This is a genomic window from Curtobacterium caseinilyticum, assembly GCF_030363035.1.
In the GTDB taxonomy this organism is placed as follows: Bacteria; Actinomycetota; Actinomycetes; order Actinomycetales; family Microbacteriaceae; genus Curtobacterium; species Curtobacterium caseinilyticum.
Window position 1 is genome coordinate 72,745 of the sequence record NZ_JAUCMN010000003.1, and the last position, 20,260, is coordinate 93,004.

Here is a 20,260-nt window from a genome sequence, read left to right on the forward strand (position 1 = left end):
CCCGGTATGGTCGCGCACGGGCACGAGTGCGCCCGGGGCGAACGCCCGGTGCCGTGCGTGGGTGCTCGGATACGCTGTGCTCGTGGACATCAAGATCGGCATCATCAACAGCCCGCGCGAGATCGCGTTCGAGACCGCCCAGAGCGCCGAGGAGATCGAGCAGTCCGTGGCCGCGGCCCTCGAGTCGCAGTCGACGCACCTCTCCCTCAAGGACGAGAAGGGCCGCCGCTTCATCGTGCCCGTCGCCTCGCTCGCCTACGTCGAGGTCGGCGCCGAGGAGTCGCGTCGCATCGGTTTCGTCGCCTGACGTGGAACTGCTCTTCGCCGTGCTCGGTGGCCTCATCGCGGGGGCCATCGCGCACGTCGTGGTGCCGTGGCGGTCGACGCGCGGTGCCCTGCTCGGACCGGTGGTCGGCGGCGTCGTGGCCGCGGTCGCCTGGGAAGCCCTGACCTGGGCCGGCCTGCCGTACGACGGCGGGTGGATCTGGGTGGTGGCCCTGGTCGGCGCCGGCGTCGTGGCCGTGGTCACCGAGTGGGTGCTCGGCCGGCGGCGGACCGCGGCCGACGCAGCGTTCTTCGAGCGCTCCCTCGCCTGACCGCCGCCGGGTCCGGCCCACCGCAGCTCGGGCTGTCAGTCCCGACGCGGTCGAGGCCGTCGAGCGCAGCGCAGCGCGGACCGTCGCGACGCAGGCCGTCCGGTGCAAGCCGTCCGGTGCAGCCCGAGCCGTCCGGCTCGGTGCAGCGCTGGCCGTCCGGCCGAGCGCAGCTCAGGCCGTCAGACCCAGCGCGTCCATCCGCCGCGTGTGCGCAGCGATGAGCTCCGTCCACACCGGCTCCAGCCGCTCCTGGTCCTCACGCGCGTGCGACGCCAGGGCCGACCGGGCCACGAGCAGCGTGTCGCCCACGAGCCGCCGACCCCACATCGCGAGCCGCGACCCGACCTCCGGCTCCTGCTCGATGTGCACGGCCAGCTCCTGCACGACGGCCGGTTCCTCGCGTGCGTCGAACACGGTGCGCAGCCGCTGCCGGACGTCGAGCGGCAGCGACCGGAGCAGGCTGCCGAACAGGTCGTTGAGGATGCCGGCGGTCACGTAGCCGGTGAGCATCGACTCGTACCAGTCCGCACCGCTCGTCCGGAGCAGGAAGCGGTCGATGGCCTCCCGGTGGGGCTCCATGAGCTCCGCGGGTGCCCAGCCACCACGTTCGATCTCGGCCACGATCGTCCGGTGGCGCTCGAGTGCGGTCGTCGCGAGCACGCCCGTCACGAGCCGACCGGACATGGTCGGCGCAGCGGCGCCGGCACGGCCCATGGTCTCGTACAACGACAGCTGCAGGTAGGCGGCCTGCCCCAGGTACACGTCGAGCTCGGGGCTCACGTCGTCCAGCTGCAGGCGCTCCACGGGCGAGGCGTTCCGCGGGTTCCGCGACGCCAGCCATGCGGAAGCGAGCTGCGCAGCACGCTTCCGGTTCCACCACGACACCATGCGTCGAGCATACGGGCCGCGGACCCCCCTCCCGGCCCGGCGGGCGCTGTCGTCGCCGGCCGTCGGTAGACTGGCCTCGACTTCCACCAGGACTAGGGTGATTCTTTGACTTTCGCAGACCTCAACATCGAGCAGGACATCGCTGACGCGCTCGCGACGAAGGGCATCACCGAGCCCTTCCCGATCCAGCAGCAGACGATCCCGCTCGCCCTCACCGGCCAGGACATCATCGGTCAGGCGAAGACGGGCACCGGCAAGACCTTCGGCTTCGGTCTCCCGCTCATCCAGCGCCTCGGCGCCGACCCGGGCCCGGGCGTCAAGGCCCTCGTCGTCGTCCCGACCCGCGAACTCGCGGTGCAGGTGACCGAGGACCTCGAGCTGGCCACCTCGAACCGCCCGACCACGATCGTGTCGATCTACGGCGGCAAGGCCTACGAGGGCCAGATCGAGCAGCTCAAGGCCGGCGCGCAGATCGTCGTCGGCACGCCCGGTCGCCTCATCGACCTGCAGCGCCAGCGCCTGCTCGACCTGTCGCACGTGCAGGAGGTCGTCCTCGACGAGGCCGACCGCATGCTCGACCTCGGCTTCCTGTCCGACATCGAGCGCATCTTCCAGGCCGTCCCCGCGGTGCGCCACACGATGCTGTTCTCGGCGACGATGCCCGCCCCGATCGTGGCGCTGGCCCGCCGCTTCATGACCCGCCCGGTGCACATCCGCGCGACGGACCCGGACGAGGGCCTGACGCAGGCGAACATCAAGCACGTCATCTACCGCGCGCACTCGCTCGACAAGGACGAGGTCATCGCGCGCATCCTGCAGGCCGAGGGCCGCGGCAAGACCGTGATCTTCACCCGCACCAAGCGTGCCGCCGCCAAGCTGGTCGAGGAGCTCAAGGACCGCGGGTTCAACGCCGCGGCCGTGCACGGCGACCTCAACCAGGAGCAGCGCGAGCGCGCGATGGCAGCGTTCAAGGCCGGCAAGCGCGACGTGCTCATCGCGACCGACGTCGCCGCCCGCGGCATCGACGTGGACGACGTCACGCACGTCATCAACCACACGATCCCGGACGACCCGGACACGTACCTGCACCGCGCGGGCCGGACCGGCCGCGCCGGCAAGACCGGCATCGCGGTGACGTTCGTCGACTGGGACGACCTGCACAAGTGGACGCTGATCGACAAGGCCCTCGAGTTCGGCATCCCCGAGCCCGTCGAGACCTACTCGTCGTCGCCGCACCTGTTCAGCGACCTCGACATCCCCGCCGGGACGAAGGGCCGCCTGCCCGGAGCGCCCGCGCACGCAGCCGAGGCCGGTTCCTCCGCCGGTCGCGGCGGCGAGCGTCGCACCGCCGAGCGCAGCGGTGAGCGTCGGACCGGCGAGCGCAGCGGGTCGCGGTCGCGGTCGCGCACCCGGTCGGCAGGCTCCACCGACTCCGCCGCGTCGGCCCCCGCCGAGGAGTCCACCGGTACCGACACCGCGCAGCCCGCCGGCGAGGGCACTACCACCGACGGCGCCGCGAAGCGCCGCCGGCGTCGCCGTCGCCGCAGCGGCGGCAGCGGCTCCGCCGAGGCGACCGCCTCGGCACCGCAGAACGCCGGGGAAGGCGAGTAGCGCCTCCCGTCCGGAAGGCCCCGTCGCTGACGCGACGGGGCCTTCGTCGTCCCCGCCCGCTTCATCGGTGGAGCAGGAGCTGTCGGGTGGTCCCCGTCGAGCCGACGTTTCCTGCTCCACCGACGGACGGCGAGGCGGGTCGGCGGCGGGAGTGGCCGGCGGCGCGGGAGGCCCGGGCCGGGATCAGGCCAGGCGGGAGCCCGCGCCGTGCACGGGTGCGCTGCCCGTCGCCTGCGCGACGATGGTCTCGAACGACGCGCGGGACGTCCGGTGCTCGCCGAACCGGTTCGGCTTGCCGGTGCCGTGGTAGTCGCTCGAGCCGGTGACGAACAGGTCGTAGCGCTCCGCCCAGTCCAGCAGCGTGCGCTTGCCGTGGGCGAGGTTCTCGCGGTGGTCGACCTCGAGGCCGCCGAGCCCCGCGTCCACGAGCTCGCGGAGCACGGGTTCGTCGATCACGATCCCCCGCGAGGACGCCGCCGGGTGCGCGATCACCGGGACGCCTCCGGCACCGCGGATGAGCTCGACGCCGCGCAGGGGCGTCGGCGCCTCGTGCGGCTCGTAGTACCCCGACGCCGGGTGCAGGATCCCGCGGAACGCCGCACTCCGGTCGGGTTCGAGCCCGCGGGCGACGAGGGCGTCGGCGATGTGCGGACGACCGATGGTCGCGCCGTCGCGTGCCTGGGCGAGGACGTCCTCCCACGTGACCGGGTGGTCACGCCCGATGCGCTCGACCATGCGACGTGCCCGCGAGAACCGTCCGTCGCGGATGCGGGCGGTCTCACGGACCAGGGCGTCGTCGGTCGGGTCGACGAGGTAGCCGAGGACGTGCACGCTGCGGTGACCGACGCGCGTGCTCAGCTCGAGGCCGGGCAGCAGCGACATCGGGCGGTCGCGGACGGCGGCGATCGCCTCGTCCCACCCGGCGGTGGTGTCGTGGTCCGTCAGGGCGACGCCGTCGAGGCCGGCAGCGGCAGCCGCGGCGACGAGCTCCGCTGGCCGCTCGGTGCCGTCGGACACGCTCGAGTGGGCGTGCAGGTCGATGAACGGATCGGGCACGTCCTCCATGCTACCGACAGGTGAACGGCCGCTCAGGCCGGAGGGTCAGCTCGGTGCGATGATGGGTGACATGGCCGACACCACTCCCCGTGCGACGAGCAACCGATCCACCACCCCCGGGTCCTCGACCTTCAAGGACCACATCGCGTCGCAGTGGGCAGAGCGTGAGCGGCCGCTGCCGGAGCCCCGCGAGCAGGCCGCCTTCGCCGCCGCGCGCCGAGCCAGGGTCTCCGAGCTGCACCCGGGCCGCACGATCGTGGTGCCCGCCGGCCAGGCGAAGGTGCGGTCGAACGACTGCGACTACCCGTTCCGCCCGCACTCGACCTTCGCTCACCTGACCGGCTGGGGCACCGACACCGTCGTCGGGTCGGTCCTGGTGATGACGCCGAACGGCTCCGGCCACGACGCCACCCTGTACTTCCGCGCCACCGCCGGCCGCGACTCCGAGGAGTTCTACGCGAACCCCGAGATCGGCGAGTTCTGGGTCGGGCCCCGCCCCTCGCTCGACGAGGTCGCCGCGGACCTCGGCCTCGCGACCGCCGACCTCGGCGCCTTCGGCGAGGTGGCGGACGGCCTCGACGCGTCGGTCCTGCTCGTCCGCGACGCCGACACCGAGCTCACGCGCGCGATCGACACCCGCCTCGGCACCACGGTCGGCGGGGCGGACGCGGTGGACGACACCCCGGCGACCGAGGACGTGCTCTCGCGCGACCTGTCCGAGCTGCGGCTCGTGAAGGACGCGTACGAGGTGAACGAGCTCCGGAAGGCCGTCGAGGCCACCAGGTCGGGCTTCGACGACGTCATCGCGGACTTCGACGCCGTGCTCGCGCACCCCCGCGGCGAGCGCATCGTCGAGGGCACCTTCAACCGTCGTGCCCGCGCCGACGGCAACACGGTCGGGTACGACACCATCGCAGCGTCCGGCCACCACGCGTGCATCCTGCACTGGACGCGGAACGACGGCGCCGTGCAGCCGGGCGACCTGATCCTCATCGACGCCGGTGTCGAGGTCGACTCGTTCTACACGGCCGACATCACCCGGACGCTGCCGGTCAGCGGCACGTTCACCGACGTGCAGCGCATGGTCTACGAGGCCGTGCTCGAGGCCGCCGACGCCGCGTTCGCGATCGTGAAGCCGGGCATCACCTTCCGGCAGGTGCACGCGACCGCGATGGAGGTCATCGCGCGCAAGACCGCCGAGTGGGGCTTCCTGCCCGTCTCCGCCGAGGAGTCCCTGCAGCCCGACAACCAGTTCCACCGCCGCTACATGGTGCACGGCACGAGCCACCACCTCGGCCTCGACGTGCACGACTGCGCGAAGGCCCGCCGCGAGATGTACATCGACGGCGTCGTGCAGGCCGGCATGGTGTTCACGATCGAGCCCGGTCTGTACTTCCAGCAGGACGACCTGACCGTGCCCGAGGAGTTCCGCGGCATCGGCGTCCGGATCGAGGACGACGTCCTGGTGACCGAGGACGGCGCCGAGAACCTGTCGGTCGGCATCCCCCGGACCCCCTCGGAAGTGGAGGGGTGGATCGCCCGTGCCGGCCGCTAGCCTGGACCGGTGACGACGACGCCCGAGGCCTCCCCCACCACGACGCCCGACATCCCGCAGGGGCTGGCGATCGACGTCGAGCACTTCGACTCCCCCGACGCCCAGCGGCTGCGTGCCGCGCAGCGTCTGGAGATCGACCGGGCGTACGGCGGCGACACCGAACCCGGCGAGAAGCCGACGGCGGACTCCATCGCGGTGTTCTTCGTCGCACGTGACGGCGACGGCACCCCGCTCGGCTGCGGTGGCCTGCGCCTGGTGCAGGACGGCATCGCCGAGGTGAAGCGGATGTACGTCCGGCCGGAGTCCCGGGGCGCCGGGGTGTCGGCGGCGATCCTCCGTCGGCTCGAGGAGGCCGCGATCGACCTCGGGTCGCCCGCACTCGTGCTCGAGACCGGCGACCAGCAGAAGCGCGCCATCGGGTTCTACGAGCGCGAGGGGTTCCGACGCATCGCGAACTTCGGTCCCTACGTGGGCGCCGCTCGGTCGATCTGCTACTCCAAGGTCCTCTGACACCGGCCGATCGACGCACGACGCACGACGCCCGCCGGCCGACCGACGCACGTCGCCCGCCGGCCGACCGACGCACGACGCCCGTCGGCCGACCGGACGACGCGACACACGACGCGACGCACGACGCCCGCTCCGACCAGTGGTCGAGAGCGGGCGTCCGGCGTTCGTGGGTGGGTCAGGCGCGGTCGTCGTCGCGGCGCGGCTCCGCCGACGATCCGGGGCGGTCCCCGTCGTGCTCCCGGTGCCCGGTGCCGTCCTGCCCGTCGCTGCCCGGCTGCCCGCCGCCGTCTCGGCCGTGGTCGTCCGACCCCGTGACGCGCTCCCCGTACTGCGGCGGGGCGTCCGGGCGGGCCTGGGGCAGGCGCGGGTCCGTCGTGGGAGCGGGCTGCTGCGCCGCCTGCGGGGTCTCGCCGTACCGCGGACCGTCGTTCGTGCCGTACCGCGGACCGTCGTTCGTGCCGTACCGCGGGCCGTCGTTGGTCCCGTACCGCGGGCCGTCGTCCGTGCCGGAGCGCCCACGGTCCGGACCGGTTCCCCGGGGTCCGACACCGGGGCCCGACCCGTCCGCCTGCGGAGCGGGGGCCGACGTACCGGGGCGCTGCGGGCCTCCCGGCTGGTGCGGCGTGGCGTGCCCACCGTAGGGGGAACCCTGCTGCGGACCCGGGTGCCAGGGCTGCTGGCCCTGGAAGGGCCGCGACTGCGTGCCCGGCGCACCCGGCTGCGGAGCGTCGTTCCAGTGCGTGGACGGCGTCGCGCCGTGCTGGCCGAGGATCCGCTGTGCCTGCCCGGTCAGCTGCGGGTCCACGACGATCTGGTAGTTCGTGGCGAGCACCTGGTGCACGCTCGTGAAGTCGCGCTGCCGCTTCGTGATCGCGAACGAGACGATGCCGTAGAGCATGCCGAACGCCGCACCGATGATCGCCGCGGCGAGGATCAGGCCGCCCGCGCTCGGGGAGAACAGCGTCAGGACGATGCCGAAGAAGATGCCGAGCCACAGGCCGGACAGCGCGCCGGCGATGGCGGCGCGGCCGTAGGTCATCTTGCCGGTGACCCGTTCGACGGTCTTGAGGTCGTTGCCCACGATCGCGATCTTCGCGACGGGGAAGTCCGCCTCGGCCAGCTTCGCGACCACGCGCTGCGCGTCGGGGTAGCTGTCGTAGGTACCGAGGACGTCCCCGCGCGGCAGCGTCGGGAAGGCCTGGGCGGTTCGTCCGGCGAACGGGCTCTGGTTGCTCACCCAGCCATCATCCACCGGGCACCTTGCGATCGCACGTACGCCTCCCGGGAAGCTCCGGGGTACGAGCGGAGCGGCCGTGCCGGCGAGTCCGTGCGTCGTCTCAGCGTCCACCGGGTCCGCTCGTCCCCCGCCCGAGCGGCAGCGACTACGCTGGACGGGTGAGCGCCACGAAGGTCTTCGTCGCCCGCCTCGCCGGGTGCTCCGTCTTCGACCCCGCGGGCGACCGCGTCGGCCGCGTCCGGGACGTCCTCGTCGTCTACCGCCGGGTGGACGCCCCGCACGTCGTCGGCCTGATCGTCGAGGTGCCGGGCAAGCGCCGCATCTTCCTGAGCATAGGGCGCGTGACGTCGATCGGCGCCGGACAGGTCATCACCACCGGCATCGTCAACATGCGGCGCTTCGAGCAGCGCGGCGGCGAGGTCCGGGTCATCGCCGAGATGCTCGGGCGCAAGGTGCTCATCAAGAGCCAGCGCATCCGCGCCACGATCGAGGACGTCGCGATCGAGGACCGCGGTCAGGGCGAGTGGGAGGTGTCGCAGCTCTTCCTCCGCAAGCCGAAGACGACCCCGTCGCCGTTCGGCAAGGGCCCGACCACCTTCGCCACCTGGAACGAGGTCACCGAGGACGAGCTCCCCGGCGAGGCCCAGTCCGCCGAGCACGTCATCGCCGCGTACTCCGACCTGGTGCCCGCCGACCTGGCGTCGACGCTGCTCGACCTGCCCGAGGAGCGCCGGTTCGAGGTCGCCGAGGAGCTCCCCGACGACCGCCTCGCCGACGTGCTCGAGGAGATGCCCGACCAGGAGCGCATCGACATCCTGACCCGGCTCGAGGATGCCCGGGCCGCCGACGTCCTCGACCAGATGCAGCCCGACGACGCCGCCGACGTGCTCGCGCAGTTCCCCGACGACCGGAGCGAGGCCCTGCTGCAGCTCATGGAGCCGGAGGAGGCGCAGGACGTCCGCATGCTCCTGGAGTACGAGCCGGACACCGCCGGTGGCCTCATGACCACCGAGCCCGTCATCGTCTCCGCCGACGCCACCGTGGCCGAGGGGCTCGCGCTCATCCGCCGGCACGAACTCGCGCCCGCACTCGGCGCGAGCGTCTGCGTGACGCTGCCGCCGTACGAGCCCCCGACCGGCCGGTTCCTCGGGCTCGTGCACTTCCAGCGCATGCTCCGCTACCCGCCCAACGAACGCCTCGGCACGCTCATCGACCAGCAGACCGAACCGGTCCGGGTCGACGCCAGCGCCGCCGAGGTCACCCGCGTGATGGCGACGTACAACCTCGTGTCCGTGCCCGTGGTCGACGACGCCCACCGCCTGGTCGGGGTGGTGACGATCGACGATGTCCTCGACCACGTCCTGCCCGACGACTGGCGAAGTCAGGGCGAGGGGGATGCCCCCTCGCGACTCCGCCAACGCCCGCGCAAGACGCCCGTGACGACGGGAAGGAGGACCACCCGTGGCCCGAACGGATGACTCCCGCCAGGAGCGGCTCGACTCGCCGAAGGGCATGCGCACGCGGGTCCTCCCGACCCGACGTCGCGGCCGTGGTGACACCTTCGGTCGTGCGACCGAGGGCATCGCGCGCGCGATGGGTACGCCCTGGTTCCTGGTCGGCCTGACGCTCTTCTGTGCCGTCTGGATGATCTACAACTCGGTCGCACCGTCGAACTGGCAGTTCGACTCGGCCGCGATCGGCTTCACCGCCCTGACCCTCGTGCTCTCGCTGCAGGCGTCGTACGCGGCGCCGCTGATCCTGCTCGCGCAGAACCGGCAGGACGACCGTGACCGCGTGCAGTTCGAGCAGGACCGGCAGCGCGCCGAGCGCAACCTCGCCGACACCGAGTACCTGGCGCGCGAGGTCGTCGCCCTCCGCCTGGCGATGCGGGACATGGCGTCGAAGGACTTCATCCGCGCAGAGATCCGCTCGCTGCTCGAGGAACTCGACCGTCGCGACGCCGAGGAGGCGGCACTGCGCGGCGGTGCCCTGGACGAGGACGCGGGGAGCGCCCGTCCCCGTGGCTGAGGACTCCGAGACCGCGCTCGGCTCCGCGGTCCTCGCTGCGCTCGGCCGCGTCATCGACCCCGAGATCCGCCGTCCCCTCACGGAGCTCGACATGATCCGCGGGGTCGACGTGCAGCCGGGAGGCACGGTGCGCGTCGACCTGCAGCTCACGATCGTCGGGTGCCCGGCCGCCGACACGATCGAGCGCGACGTGCGCTCGGCCGCCGGCTCCGTGGACGGCGTGGAGCACGTCGACGTGGACGTCTCCGTGATGTCACCCGCGACGCGTGCCGCGCTCACCGATCGGCTCCGTGGTGACCGGCCGCGGGGCGTGCAGTTCACCCCCGACTCGCTCACGCGCGTCATCGCCGTGACGAGCGGCAAGGGCGGGGTCGGCAAGTCCACCGTCACCGTCAACCTGGCGGTCGCGCTCGCGGCAGCCGGTCAGCGCGTCGGTGTCGTCGACGTCGACGTGCACGGGTTCAGCGTCCCGGGCCTGATGGGGCTGACGGACGCGAACGGGGTCGCTCCCCGACCGACCCGGGTGGACAGCATGATCCTGCCGCCGGTGGCGCACGATGTGAAGGTCGTGTCGATCGGCATGTTCGTCGACGACGTCTCCACCGCGGTCTCCTGGCGCGGACCGATGCTGCACCGCACGGTCGCGCAGTTCCTGACCGACGTGTGGTTCGGCGACCTCGACGTCCTGCTGCTCGACCTGCCACCCGGCACCGGCGACGTGGCGATCTCCGTCGGTCAGCTGCTCCCCCACGCCGAGGTCCTGGTCGTCACCACGCCCCAGGCCGCCGCGGCCGACGTCGCCGAACGCAGCGGGGTCGTCGCACGGCAGACCGGGCAGCGGGTCATCGGCGTCGTCGAGAACATGGCCGGGCTCGTGCAGCCCGACGGCAGCGTCCTGCACCTGTTCGGCGAGGGCGGCGGCGACGAGACCGCGCGGCGCCTGTCCCGCGACCAGGACGTCCCCGTACCGGTGCTCGGCCGCGTGCCGCTCTCGGTCCCGCTCCGCGAAGGGGGCGACACCGGGGTCCCGGTGGTGCTCGGCGCCCCGACGGACCCGGCTGCCGTGGCGTTGCGCGCGGTCGCTGAGCGCATCACCACGATGGGCCGCGGGCTCGCGGGTCGGAAGCTCGGGCTGACGCTCTCCTGAGCGCGGTCGCCGGCGCGGTCGCGTGGGGCACGGTCGCGTGGGCCGTGATGCCTTCGGTACCGTGACCGCATGGACAGCACCGACCACGTCACCGTCGACTGGGACGCCGCCCGCGACACGAACCGCGCGAACTGGGACGACCGGGTGCCGATCCACGAGGGCGCGTACGACGTCGCCGCGCTCGACGACCCAGCACACCGGTCCGACGTCGTCCGCGACGACCTGCCCGCGCTCACGCCGTGGTTGCCCGGCGGCACGCTCGACGGGCTCGACGTCTGCCACCTGCAGTGCCACATCGGCACGGACACCGTCTCGCTCGCCCGCGAGGGCGCCAGGGTCACGGGGGTCGACTTCTCCGCGCCGGCGCTGGCGTCCGGTGCTGCCCTCGCGGCGCGCCTCGGTCTCGACGTCACGTGGGTGGAGACCGACGTGCTGGACGCCCGCGCCGCCGTCGTCGGGGACTTCGACGTCGTCTACACGAGCATCGGCACGATCTGCTGGCTCCCCGACCTGGACCGCTGGGCGGCACAGGTCGCCGGGCTGCTGCGCCCGGGCGGGGTGTTCTTCATCCGCGACGGCCACCCGGCGCTGTACGCCCTCGACGAGGACGCCCCCGAGCTCGTGACGCGCTACCGGTACTTCCCGGACGGCACGGCGCAGCAGTGGGAGGACGCCGGCACCTACGTCGGCGAGGGCACCGTGGCGAACACTCGGACGTACGAGTGGCCGCACCCGCTGTCCGAGGTGGTGAACGCCCTGCTCGGCGCCGGTCTGCGCCTGCGGCGGCTCGACGAGGGTCGGACCCTCCCGTGGCGCTTCAGCCCCCGCATGGAGGAGGACGGACACGGCTCGTGGGTCTGGCCCGCCGGGGACCGTGACCGCGTGCCCACCACGTTCACGATCGTGGCAACGAAGGACTGACGTGCCTCGCGGCGGGCGTACCTGGTCGAACCGCGCCTGCTCGTGCGATCGGGCGTACCTGGTCGGACCGGGCGTACCAGGTCGTCCGTTCTCACCCGGTACGCCCGATTCCGCCACCCATCGCGGCCGGTTCGGGAAGGAACGGGCGCGTCGCGCGACCCGGTGACGGACGGGAGGCGCGGTGGCAGCGGGCACCGCGCCTCCCGTCCGTCACCTGGTCACGTGACGTACGTCAGGTCGCCTCGGCGTCGAAGGGTGCGGCCTCGCCCTCGGCGAGCGGCACCGTCGGTGCCGTGGCGCGCACCTTGGATGCGGTGACCTGCGCGGTCTGCACCGCGGCCATGCCGGCCGCGGAGCTGCCGCCGGAGTCGAGCAGGGCGTCACGGATGATGCGCCGCGGGTCGTACTGCCGGGGGTCGAGCTTCTGCCAGTCGACGTCGTCGAACTCGGGACCCATCTCCTCGCGCATGCGGTCCTTGGCGGTGTCGGCGAACCGACGGACGGCCTTGACGAACTCGGCGAGCTTCTGCGCGTACATCGGCAGGCGCTGCGGTCCGAGCAGCAGCACCGCGATGATCCCGATGATCAGGATCTTGTTGAAGTCGATGGACACGGGACGAGCGTAACCCGTCACACTGCGCCGCACCCGTAGAGTTGACTCCCGAACGGAGTGTGCGTGTCAGAGAAAGAGTCGAACTGGAAGTTCGCCGAGGACATCGTCTCGGAGCCCGAGGTGATCGCCCGAGCGCGAGAGCACTCCCTGGAACTCGGGGTCGAGGCGATCTCCCCCGCGATCGGCGCGCAGGTGTCCGTCATCGCCGCGGCGTCACGCGCCACGAGCATCATCGAGATCGGTACGGGGCTCGGCGTCTCCGGCCTGTACCTGCTCCGTGGCGCCCCGGACGCCACCCTGACGACGATCGACGTGGAGGTCGACCACCAGCAGTACGCCCGTGACGCCTTCGTCGCCGCCGGCACGGCACCGTCGCGCGTGCGGCTGATCCCCGGTCGGGCCAACCAGGTGCTGCCCCGGATGAACGAGGCATCGTACGACGTCGTCCTCGTCGACGCCGACCCCGAGCACGTCATCGAGTACGTCGAGCACGGGCTGCGCCTGGCCCGGGTCGGCGGCACCGTGCTCGTCCCGCACGCGCTGTGGCGTGGTCGGGTGGCCGATCCCGTGCGGCGGGACCGGGCGACGACGGACTTCCGACTGCTGCTGACCGAGGTGTCGACCTCGGGAGCGGTCCGCAGCGCACTCTCGCCCGCCGGCGACGGGCTGCTGCAGATGACGAAGGTCTCGGCGTAGCAGGCTCCGGCCGCTCACCCTGGGTGGCGCAGGTACCGTTCCGGCGCCTCCAGGAACGATCGCTGGTGCCGCACCGGGTCGAGGTTCCGATGGTTCAGGAGCTGTCCTGCCGTGTGGCGCCGACACGCACAGGAGGCCCGGAGCGATCGCGCTCCGGGCCTCCTGTCGTGGTGCTTCGACGGACTAGGCCGAGACGACCTCGGCCAGTGCGTCGTGGAGTTCCTTGGCCTCGGCGTCGTTGACCGAGACGACCAGGCGGCCTCCACCTTCGAGCGGAACCCGCACGATGATGAGTCGACCCTCCTTGACAGCCTCCATCGGCCCGTCACCGGTCCTCGGCTTCATTGCTGCCATCAGATGTCCCCTTTCGTGCAGTACATGCCTGGCCATTATCCCGTACGGAGGGGGCAACTGCGAAACCGCCCAGGTTGGGGGTGTCGGATCGCTGCGTTCTCGCGGTTCGGAGTGGTCACCTTGGCGGATGCCGAACGATCGCTCCGTACTCCCGCAACCGGCCGACCCCGCCGTCGAGACCGTCCCGACGGGCATGCGCGTCGCCGGCGCGTTCTCGTGGCGGTTCCTCGTGGTGGTGGCGGCCCTCGCCGTGGTCGTCGCGATGGTGGTCCTGCTGCAGGAGATCGTGGTGCCGTTCCTGATCGGCCTGCTCGTGTGCGCCCTGCTCGCGCCGTTCTCCGCCTTCCTGCAGCGACACCGGTGGCCGAAGTGGCTGGCGGTGCTGTCGTGCTTCGTCGCCGTCATCGTGGTGATCGGCGCGCTGGCCCTGGTCGTGACCGCGCAGATCCGCTACGACCTGCCGACGCTGGAGCACCGGCTCCGGAGCAACGTGCAGACCTTCCAGACCCTGCTCGCGACGGAGCCGTTCGGCATCAGCTCCGCCGAGGTCACGAAGTACCTCTCCGAGGCGACGTCGTTCCTGCAGGCGCACGTCTCGTCGATCCTCTCCGGCGCCGCCGAGGCCGGCAGCGGGTTGATCCACGCGCTCGAGGGGCTCTTCATCGTGGTCTTCACCACGATCTTCGTGCTGGCCGACGGGCGCCGGATCTGGTCGTGGGTGGTCCGGCTCTTCCCGCGCCGCTCCCGCGGACGGATCGACGCGGCCGGCCAGGCGGGGTGGAAGACCCTGACGAGCTTCATCCGCGTCCAGCTCATCGTCGCGGTCACGGACGCACTCGGCATCGTGATCGGCGCCCTCGCCCTCGGGCTGCCACTCGCTGTCCCGATCGGGGTGATCGTGTTCTTCGGGGCCTTCGTACCGGTGGTCGGCGCGATCGTCGCGGGCATCGTGGCCGTCGTCATCGCCCTCGTCTTCAACGGTCTGGTGCCGGCACTCGTCATGCTCGCCGTGGTCGTCGCCGTGCAGCAGCTGGAGAGCCACGTCCTGCACCCGTTCCTCACGGGGTCGGCGGTCCGGGTCCACCCGCTCGGCGTCGTGCTCGGTGTCACCGCGGGCACCACGGTCGCCGGTGTCGTCGGCGCGTTCTTCGCCGTGCCGTTCATCGCGACGGTGAACGCGATGGTGCACGCCGCGGCCGAGTGGCGCCCCGGGCAGCTGGACGACGCCACACCGGCCGCGCGCCGGTCAGACGACCGCGAGGCCGATCACGGCGGGGTCCAGTCGTAGCCGTCGATCCACCAGCAGGTGTACAGCCAGACCCACTGCAGGCCGAGGCAGACCGCGACCGCCAGCACCCGGTACACCCGCGAGCGCGGCAGTGCCACGATGCCGAGCAGCGGCGCGATCGGCAGCAGGATCCGCCAGGTGCTCGACTGTGGGAAGAACACGGCCAGCAGGTAGACGACGTAGGCGACCGCCCACAGCCGGAGCTCGAGGCCCACCCGCCGCGCTGCCGGCTGGAAGACGAACACCGCGAAGCCGACGACCGCCACGGCGAGCAGGATCCCGCCGGCAGGCTGCCGGAACCACCAGCCGAAGCCCTGGATCCACGGCGTGAACGGCACGAGCTCCTGCCACCCGATGTACGACGACCGCCAGGCGAGCTCGGTGTCCGTGTACGCCTTCGGCACCCCGGTGACGGCCCAGGCGATCGCGGGCCACGCGAGGCCGACGAGCCCCGAGACGACCCCGACCACGAGGGGCGGTACGGCGCGGCGGAGCGTGAGCCGTCCGGTCTCCCGCACCCACGCCGGTCGGAACGCCCACACGCCCAGGAAGAGCACGACGAGGAACGCGAACGCGAGTCCGGTCGGCCGTGTCATGCCGAGCAGGAGCACGACGGGCAGCATGGTCCACCACCGCCGGTCGACCAGGAGCAGCAGCGCGACGAGGAGCAGGAACAGGCCCATCGCCTCGGCGTAGGCGACCTGGAACACGGCGGACACCGGCGCGACGCAGAACAGCACCGTGGCGAACGTCGCCCGGCCGTCGTCGAGGAACCGGCCCACCAGCCGCCGGAAGACCAGGGCGGCGCCCCACCCCGCGGCGAACGAGACGGTGACCGCGACCGCCTCGAAGGACGCTCCCGTCAGCACCATGAGGCCACGCACCAGGAACGGGTAGGCCGGCATGAACGCCCAGGCGTTCTCCGTGACGTGCCCGGCAGCGTCGATCGGCAGCGTCGACGGGTACCCGTTCGCCGCGATCACGCGGTACCAGGCGCCGTCCCAGATCGACGCGAACGACAGGTACGACGGGTGCTGCGCCGTGAACGAGTTCGCGGTCTGCACGCTCGCGAACGCCAGCAGCATGGCCCCGGTGACGAGCCGGGCGGCCAGGTAGACCACGCTCACCCGGACCCACCACGGCACCAGGCGGTAGCGCGCCCGCCAGCGGGATGGACCGGCCTGCCCCGCGACGGTGCGCGCGGGGCCGGTGGTCACGCCGTCAGCCACCGACGCAGGCCGTCCTCGACCGCGGTGATCTGGTCGACGGGGACCTGCTCGTCGTCATGGTGCGCGAACACGGGCTCGCCGGGGCCGTAGTTGACGGCGGGCACGCTCAACGCGGAGAAGCGTGCGACGTCGGTCCAGCCGTACTTCGGGCGGGGCGCCGGGCCGCCGACCGCCGCGACGAACTGCTGCGCGAGCGGGGCGTCGAGGCCCGGGCGGGCACCGGCGGCGAGGTCGACGATCTGCACGTCGTAGCCGTCGAAGAGCTCGCGGATGTGCGCCACGGCCTCGTCCGCGCTGCGCGAGGGCGCGAAGCGGTAGTTCACGTGCACCATCGCCTCGTCCGGGATGACGTTGCCGGCGATGCCGCCGGTGATGCCCACGGCGTTGAGGCCCTCGCGGTACTCGAGCCCGTCGACCGTGACCGTTCGGGGCTCGTAGGCGGCGAGGGTGGCGAGGATCGGAGCGGTCTTGTGGATCGCGTTCTCACCGATCCAGCTGCGGGCACTGTGGGAGCGCTTGCCGAAGGTCCGGATCTCCGCGCGGAGGTTGCCGTTGCACCCACCCTCGATCTGCGCGCCCGACGGCTCGCCGAGGATCGCGAAGTCTCCCGCGAGCAGCTCGGGACGCGTCCGCGCGAGCCGACCGAGGCCGTTGAGGGAGTCGCTGACCTCCTCGTGGTCGTAGAACACCCACGTGACGTCGACGTTCGGATCGGCGAGGTCGTGCGCGAGCTTGAGCTGCACCGCGCAGCCGGCCTTCATGTCCACCGTGCCGCGGCCCCAGAGGATCTCGGTGCCGTCGTCCGCGGTACGGAACTCGGTCGGCAGGTTGCCGTTGAGCGGCACCGTGTCGATGTGCCCGGCGATGACGACCCGACGCTCGCGGCCGAGCTGCGTGCGTGCCACGATCGCATCGCCGTCACGCACGACGTCGAGGTGGGGCAGCGCGGACAGCGCCGCCTCGATCGCGTCGGCGAGGGGGCCTTCGTTCCCCGACACCGACTCGATGTCGCAGATGGCACGCGTGATGTCGATGGACGAGGCGGTGAGGTCGAGCTGCTCCGGCATGCGGTCAGCGTACCGGCCGTGTCCCACAGCGCTCGGTGAGGCGACCACCTGTGGACGGGAGTCCTCCGTCCACAGCAACCGTGCCTCCAGACCGGGCGGACCGCTGACGGGAGGTTCTCCACCGACCGTCTCCCTGGACGGGTCACCGCCCGGGCCGCTCGCTACCCTGGTGGCGTGACCGACGCGACCGCTACCACCGACCGACCCACGCACGCCTGGGGCCACGGCCTCGCAACGATCGCCGCGGACGGCACCACGCTCGACACCTGGTACCCGGAGACGCACCTCGGCGAGCGCCCGGCCGACGCGGTGTTCCCGTCGGAGCTCGAGGCGCACGTCGGCGACGATCCGCGGCGCGACGTCCGGATCGAGGCCGTCACGACCGAGATCGCGATCGACGACGCACCAGCCAGCACGCCGGACGCGTACCTGCGCCTGCACCTGCTCAGCCACCTGCACGTGCGGCCGAACGAGATCGCGCTCGACGGGGTCTTCGGGCACCTGCCGATCGTCGCGTGGACGAACGCCGGTCCCGTGCACCCCGACGCACTGACCCGGCTGCGCCCGTCGCTGCAGCGCGCCGGCATCGCCGTGCACGCGGTCGACAAGTTCCCGCGCCTGCTCGACTACGTCGTCCCGGACCGCGTGCGCATCGGCGACGCCAACCGGGTGCGGCTGGGCGCGCACCTGGCCCCCGGGACGACCGTCATGCACGAGGGCTTCGTGAACTTCAACGCCGGCACGCTCGGCGACGCCATGATCGAGGGCCGTGTCTCGCAGGGCGTGGTCGTGGGCAACGGCACCGACATCGGCGGCGGCGCCTCCATCATGGGCACGCTGTCCGGCGGTGGGACCCACCGGGTGTCGCTCGGCGAGCGGGCGCTCCTCGGCGCGAACGCCGGGCTCGGCATCTCCCTCGGCGACGACTCCGTGGTCGAAGCGGGCCTGTACGTCACGGCGGGGACGAAGGTCGTGCTCGTGGGTGCCGCGCCCTCGCCCGACGGCACCCCGCGCACCGTGAAGGCCGCCGAGCTCTCCGGTGTGCCGAACGTGCTGTTCCGACGGAACTCGCTGACGGGTGCGGTCGAGGCACTGCAGCGGCAGGGTCAGGGCATCCAGCTGAACACCGCCCTGCACGCGTAGCGCGTCCCCGGCGCGAGACGCACGAACCGCGCCCCGGTCGCGCGCGTCGCGCGAGACGCACCCACCGCGCCGAGACGCACGACGAGCGGTGCGACGGTCCTGATCTCGGCGGCGTCTCGCCGCGTCTCGCCCGGCTGCGGGGACCCACCACGCCCGCGGCATCCCACCGCAGCCGTCGGTCACCTGGACCGCGTCGGACGGAAGGCGCGGGGCCACGTCCGCCACGCGCCTCCCGCGGACGTCGGCCGGACGGGAGGCACGGGTCTGCTCCCGCCCAGCGCCTCGCGCCGCGGACGTCGGCCGGACGGTCGATCGCACCGTCACCGAAAGCAGACGCCGGCCGCCGGCGCGGCGCTCCTACGCTCTCGGGGTCCCCGTCCTGACAGAGGAGTCCCGATGACCCCGTCCCTCCCCCGCTCCAGCGCCGGTCGCCTCGGTGCGAGCGGTCTCGTGCTGGCCTCCACCGTGTTCGGCACGGTCCTCGTCCCCGCGACCGCGAACGCCGCCACCGACCCCGCGCTCTCGGCGTCACTGCAGACCACGACGCTCAACGACGCCGTCACCGAGGCGACGTTCACGGTCGAGAACCACAGCGAGGCGTCGCAGCCGGTGTCCATCACGTTCGACGTCCCCGCCGGGAGCGTGCACAACCGAGCGGACACGCGGTCCTCCCTGTCGGCCGACGGCGGTCGCGCGACCCTGGCCCTGCACCTGCCCCTCTCCGCCGGAGAACGGGTCGACATGCCGCTCTGGCTGCTGAACGGGGCCGGAGCCCGGTTCGAGCACTGCTCGATCGAGGGTGTGCCCGTCACCGGGTGCTCGGCTCCCGACGACGGCGAGGGTGCCAGGACCGGCACCGGCACCGGCACCGACGAGCCCGGTACGGGTCCGGAGCAGACCGGCGCGGACTCCGGTAACGAGCAGCCCGGCGCGGGCTCCGGCAGCCAGCAGCCCGGCGACGCCGACCACGACGCGGCCGCACACGTGCAGTACCCGACGGTCACGCACGGCCACACGGACGTCCCCGTCGCGCCGCTCGGTGCCGCCGCGGACGTGCAGTCACAGGACGGCACACAGCTCGCCCGCAGTGACCTGCGTCAGGCGGGCCGCTGGATCAGGCGCGGCCAGACCTTCGTCGTCGAGGTCCCCGACGGCGTCGAGCACGCTCAGGTCGGCATCGGCCAGTACGGCGGCTACTCCGGCATCAACGACTGCCACGACGTCGGCATCCGGCGCTTCGACCTCCACCCCGGCACGAACACCGTCACCGCTCCGCACGACGGCCTGGTGTCCGTCATCGACACGAGCACGACCGACGAGGGCACCTTGACCGTCCGGGGCGGCTACCCGGTCCCGACGTTCATCGCCGGCGAGACCGACCGCGCCGCGTTCGACCGCCAGCTGCAGGACTGGTCGCAGTCGCCGTTCCTCCAGCTCATCGGTGAGCGGGTCCAGGCCGACGTCCTCCGGTCGGAGACCCGGTACCCGACCTTCGACCAGAACGAGGAGATCATCGCCGGGCTGGACCTCGACGCGAAGATCGGTCGCTGGGACGACGTCATCCGGGTGAACGAGCGGTTCTGGGGCGCGGGCCGCGCCGCACACCGGGTGCACTTCGCCACCCCGTCGAGGTTCACGACCGGCACCAGTGGGTACGCGGAGAGCCACGACGGCTGGATCGGGTTCTCGACCGACCACGCGAAGCCGCACCACCTGCTCGACGGCGACTCGACGATGCCCGGCGAACGGCATGTCCGTCAGGCGATCGGGCGGGTCTTCCAGCAGGACGTCACCCGCTGGAAGGACGCATCCGGCCGCATCGATGCCCTCACGTCGGTCGACCTCGCCAGCTTGGTCATCGAGGAGCGCGTGAACGGCAGGAACTGGCTCGACTCGTGGACGGACCAGGTCCTGCAGTTCCGCGAGAAGCCGGTCGAGCAGCGCGAGTACAGCGATCTGAACCCGACGGTCCGGAGCCTGGTGTTCGACCAGCTCCGCCGCGCGTACGGCGACGACTTCATCGCGAAGGTCGCAGCGCGCAACCAGGGACCCGTCCTGCCGGGCAGCCAGCGCGACGCGCGGCGCGACTTCATCCTGGCGGCAGCGAACGTCGCCGGGCGTGACCTCACGCCGTTCTTCGAGCAGTGGGGCATCACGGTCGAGCCGGACCTGCGACCGCACCTCGCCGAGTACCCGGCCCTCGAGACGCCGATCTGGGACGACTTCGACGCACTGCACTGACACCGAACCGGCCGGGAGGCGCGTGACGGCCCCGCCACGCGCCTCCCGTCCGTCGGGTGGAACCACGGAAGCGACGTCGA

At 72.4% G+C, this 20,260-nt stretch carries 20 protein-coding genes; 13 read left to right on the forward strand and 7 right to left on the reverse strand.

Annotated elements, in window-relative coordinates; genetic code table 11:
• Positions 1-82: 82 nt before the first annotated feature.
• Entirely contained in the window at positions 83-307 is a 225-nt protein-coding gene (locus tag QUG93_RS05300; protein WP_289472749.1) for a DUF3107 domain-containing protein, read from the forward strand.
• A gap of 1 nt (position 308) precedes the next feature.
• Positions 309-596: a hypothetical protein gene (locus QUG93_RS05305; protein WP_289472751.1), complete on the forward strand. Its 288-nt coding sequence runs from the start codon at positions 309-311 to the stop codon at positions 594-596.
• A gap of 171 nt (positions 597-767) precedes the next feature.
• On the opposite strand, the gene QUG93_RS05310 is transcribed toward QUG93_RS05305, so the two are convergent.
• Positions 768-1,484, reverse strand: coding sequence for a ferritin-like fold-containing protein (locus tag QUG93_RS05310; RefSeq protein ID WP_289472753.1), 717 nt, complete (start codon positions 1,482-1,484; stop codon positions 768-770).
• A 105-nt stretch (positions 1,485-1,589) separates the two neighbouring features.
• Between QUG93_RS05310 and QUG93_RS05315 the strand changes: the two genes are divergently transcribed.
• Positions 1,590-3,095, forward strand: a complete 1,506-nt coding sequence (locus tag QUG93_RS05315; protein WP_289472755.1) for a DEAD/DEAH box helicase — start codon at positions 1,590-1,592, stop codon at positions 3,093-3,095.
• Between the two features lie 183 nt (positions 3,096-3,278).
• Here QUG93_RS05315 and QUG93_RS05320 read toward each other — a convergent pair whose 3' ends face one another.
• The gene (locus tag QUG93_RS05320; RefSeq protein ID WP_289472757.1) at positions 3,279-4,160 is read right to left on the reverse strand and encodes a PHP domain-containing protein; all 882 of its coding nucleotides are present in this window, start codon (positions 4,158-4,160) and stop codon (positions 3,279-3,281) included.
• Between the two features lie 61 nt (positions 4,161-4,221).
• Here QUG93_RS05320 and QUG93_RS05325 point away from each other — a divergent pair, with 61 nt between their 5' ends.
• Complete coding sequence (locus tag QUG93_RS05325; protein WP_289472760.1) at positions 4,222-5,706, forward strand: aminopeptidase P family protein; 1,485 nt, start codon at positions 4,222-4,224, stop codon at positions 5,704-5,706.
• A 9-nt stretch (positions 5,707-5,715) separates the two neighbouring features.
• Positions 5,716-6,216, forward strand: a complete 501-nt coding sequence (locus QUG93_RS05330) for a GNAT family N-acetyltransferase (protein WP_289472762.1) — start codon at positions 5,716-5,718, stop codon at positions 6,214-6,216.
• Between the two features lie 175 nt (positions 6,217-6,391).
• Here the strand turns inward: QUG93_RS05330 and QUG93_RS05335 are convergent, their stop codons facing one another.
• Positions 6,392-7,453 carry a general stress protein gene (locus QUG93_RS05335; RefSeq protein WP_289472764.1) on the reverse strand — a complete coding sequence of 354 codons (1,062 nt, stop codon included), beginning with the start codon at positions 7,451-7,453 and terminating at the stop codon, positions 6,392-6,394.
• 158 nt (positions 7,454-7,611) lie between these two features.
• On the opposite strand from QUG93_RS05335, the gene QUG93_RS05340 reads away from it, so the two are divergent.
• From QUG93_RS05340 to QUG93_RS05355, 4 genes are all read left to right on the forward strand, one after another.
• The gene (locus tag QUG93_RS05340) at positions 7,612-8,931 is read left to right on the forward strand and encodes a magnesium transporter MgtE N-terminal domain-containing protein (RefSeq protein WP_289472765.1); all 1,320 of its coding nucleotides are present in this window, start codon (positions 7,612-7,614) and stop codon (positions 8,929-8,931) included.
• A gap of 34 nt (positions 8,932-8,965) precedes the next feature.
• Positions 8,966-9,481, forward strand: a complete 516-nt coding sequence (locus tag QUG93_RS05345; RefSeq protein WP_434533084.1) for a DUF1003 domain-containing protein — start codon at positions 8,966-8,968, stop codon at positions 9,479-9,481.
• Positions 9,474-10,628 carry a P-loop NTPase gene (locus QUG93_RS05350; RefSeq protein WP_289472769.1) on the forward strand — a complete coding sequence of 385 codons (1,155 nt, stop codon included), beginning with the start codon at positions 9,474-9,476 and terminating at the stop codon, positions 10,626-10,628. The genes QUG93_RS05345 and QUG93_RS05350 overlap by 8 nt, the downstream gene beginning before the upstream one ends.
• Positions 10,629-10,697: 69 nt before the next feature.
• Positions 10,698-11,549 carry a class I SAM-dependent methyltransferase gene (locus tag QUG93_RS05355; RefSeq protein WP_289472771.1) on the forward strand — a complete coding sequence of 284 codons (852 nt, stop codon included), beginning with the start codon at positions 10,698-10,700 and terminating at the stop codon, positions 11,547-11,549.
• A gap of 232 nt (positions 11,550-11,781) precedes the next feature.
• On the opposite strand, the gene QUG93_RS05360 is transcribed toward QUG93_RS05355, so the two are convergent.
• Complete coding sequence (locus QUG93_RS05360) at positions 11,782-12,162, reverse strand: twin-arginine translocase TatA/TatE family subunit (RefSeq protein WP_289472773.1); 381 nt, start codon at positions 12,160-12,162, stop codon at positions 11,782-11,784.
• A 63-nt stretch (positions 12,163-12,225) separates the two neighbouring features.
• Here QUG93_RS05360 and QUG93_RS05365 point away from each other — a divergent pair, with 63 nt between their 5' ends.
• On the forward strand, positions 12,226-12,858 hold the full coding sequence (locus tag QUG93_RS05365; RefSeq protein ID WP_289472775.1) for an O-methyltransferase: 633 nt from the start codon (positions 12,226-12,228) through the stop codon (positions 12,856-12,858).
• Between the two features lie 183 nt (positions 12,859-13,041).
• Here the strand turns inward: QUG93_RS05365 and QUG93_RS05370 are convergent, their stop codons facing one another.
• Complete coding sequence (locus QUG93_RS05370) at positions 13,042-13,212, reverse strand: DUF3117 domain-containing protein (protein ID WP_017887054.1); 171 nt, start codon at positions 13,210-13,212, stop codon at positions 13,042-13,044.
• A 127-nt stretch (positions 13,213-13,339) separates the two neighbouring features.
• Between QUG93_RS05370 and QUG93_RS05375 the strand changes: the two genes are divergently transcribed.
• Positions 13,340-14,500 carry an AI-2E family transporter gene (locus QUG93_RS05375; protein WP_289472777.1) on the forward strand — a complete coding sequence of 387 codons (1,161 nt, stop codon included), beginning with the start codon at positions 13,340-13,342 and terminating at the stop codon, positions 14,498-14,500.
• On the opposite strand, the gene QUG93_RS05380 is transcribed toward QUG93_RS05375, so the two are convergent.
• Both QUG93_RS05380 and dapE read right to left on the reverse strand, forming a co-directional pair.
• On the reverse strand, positions 14,479-15,717 hold the full coding sequence (locus tag QUG93_RS05380; RefSeq protein WP_289472779.1) for a hypothetical protein: 1,239 nt from the start codon (positions 15,715-15,717) through the stop codon (positions 14,479-14,481). The genes QUG93_RS05375 and QUG93_RS05380 overlap by 22 nt on opposite strands.
• Complete coding sequence (gene dapE / locus QUG93_RS05385) at positions 15,714-16,796, reverse strand: succinyl-diaminopimelate desuccinylase (RefSeq protein WP_289472781.1); 1,083 nt, start codon at positions 16,794-16,796, stop codon at positions 15,714-15,716. Before dapE ends, QUG93_RS05380 begins: the two co-directional genes overlap by 4 nt.
• Positions 16,797-16,970: 174 nt before the next feature.
• On the opposite strand from dapE, the gene dapD reads away from it, so the two are divergent.
• Positions 16,971-17,939 carry a 2,3,4,5-tetrahydropyridine-2,6-dicarboxylate N-succinyltransferase gene (gene dapD / locus QUG93_RS05390; protein ID WP_289472783.1) on the forward strand — a complete coding sequence of 323 codons (969 nt, stop codon included), beginning with the start codon at positions 16,971-16,973 and terminating at the stop codon, positions 17,937-17,939.
• Positions 17,940-18,335: 396 nt separating this feature from the next.
• Positions 18,336-20,180 carry a M60 family metallopeptidase gene (locus QUG93_RS05395; RefSeq protein WP_289472785.1) on the forward strand — a complete coding sequence of 615 codons (1,845 nt, stop codon included), beginning with the start codon at positions 18,336-18,338 and terminating at the stop codon, positions 20,178-20,180.
• Positions 20,181-20,260: the final 80 nt, after the last annotated feature.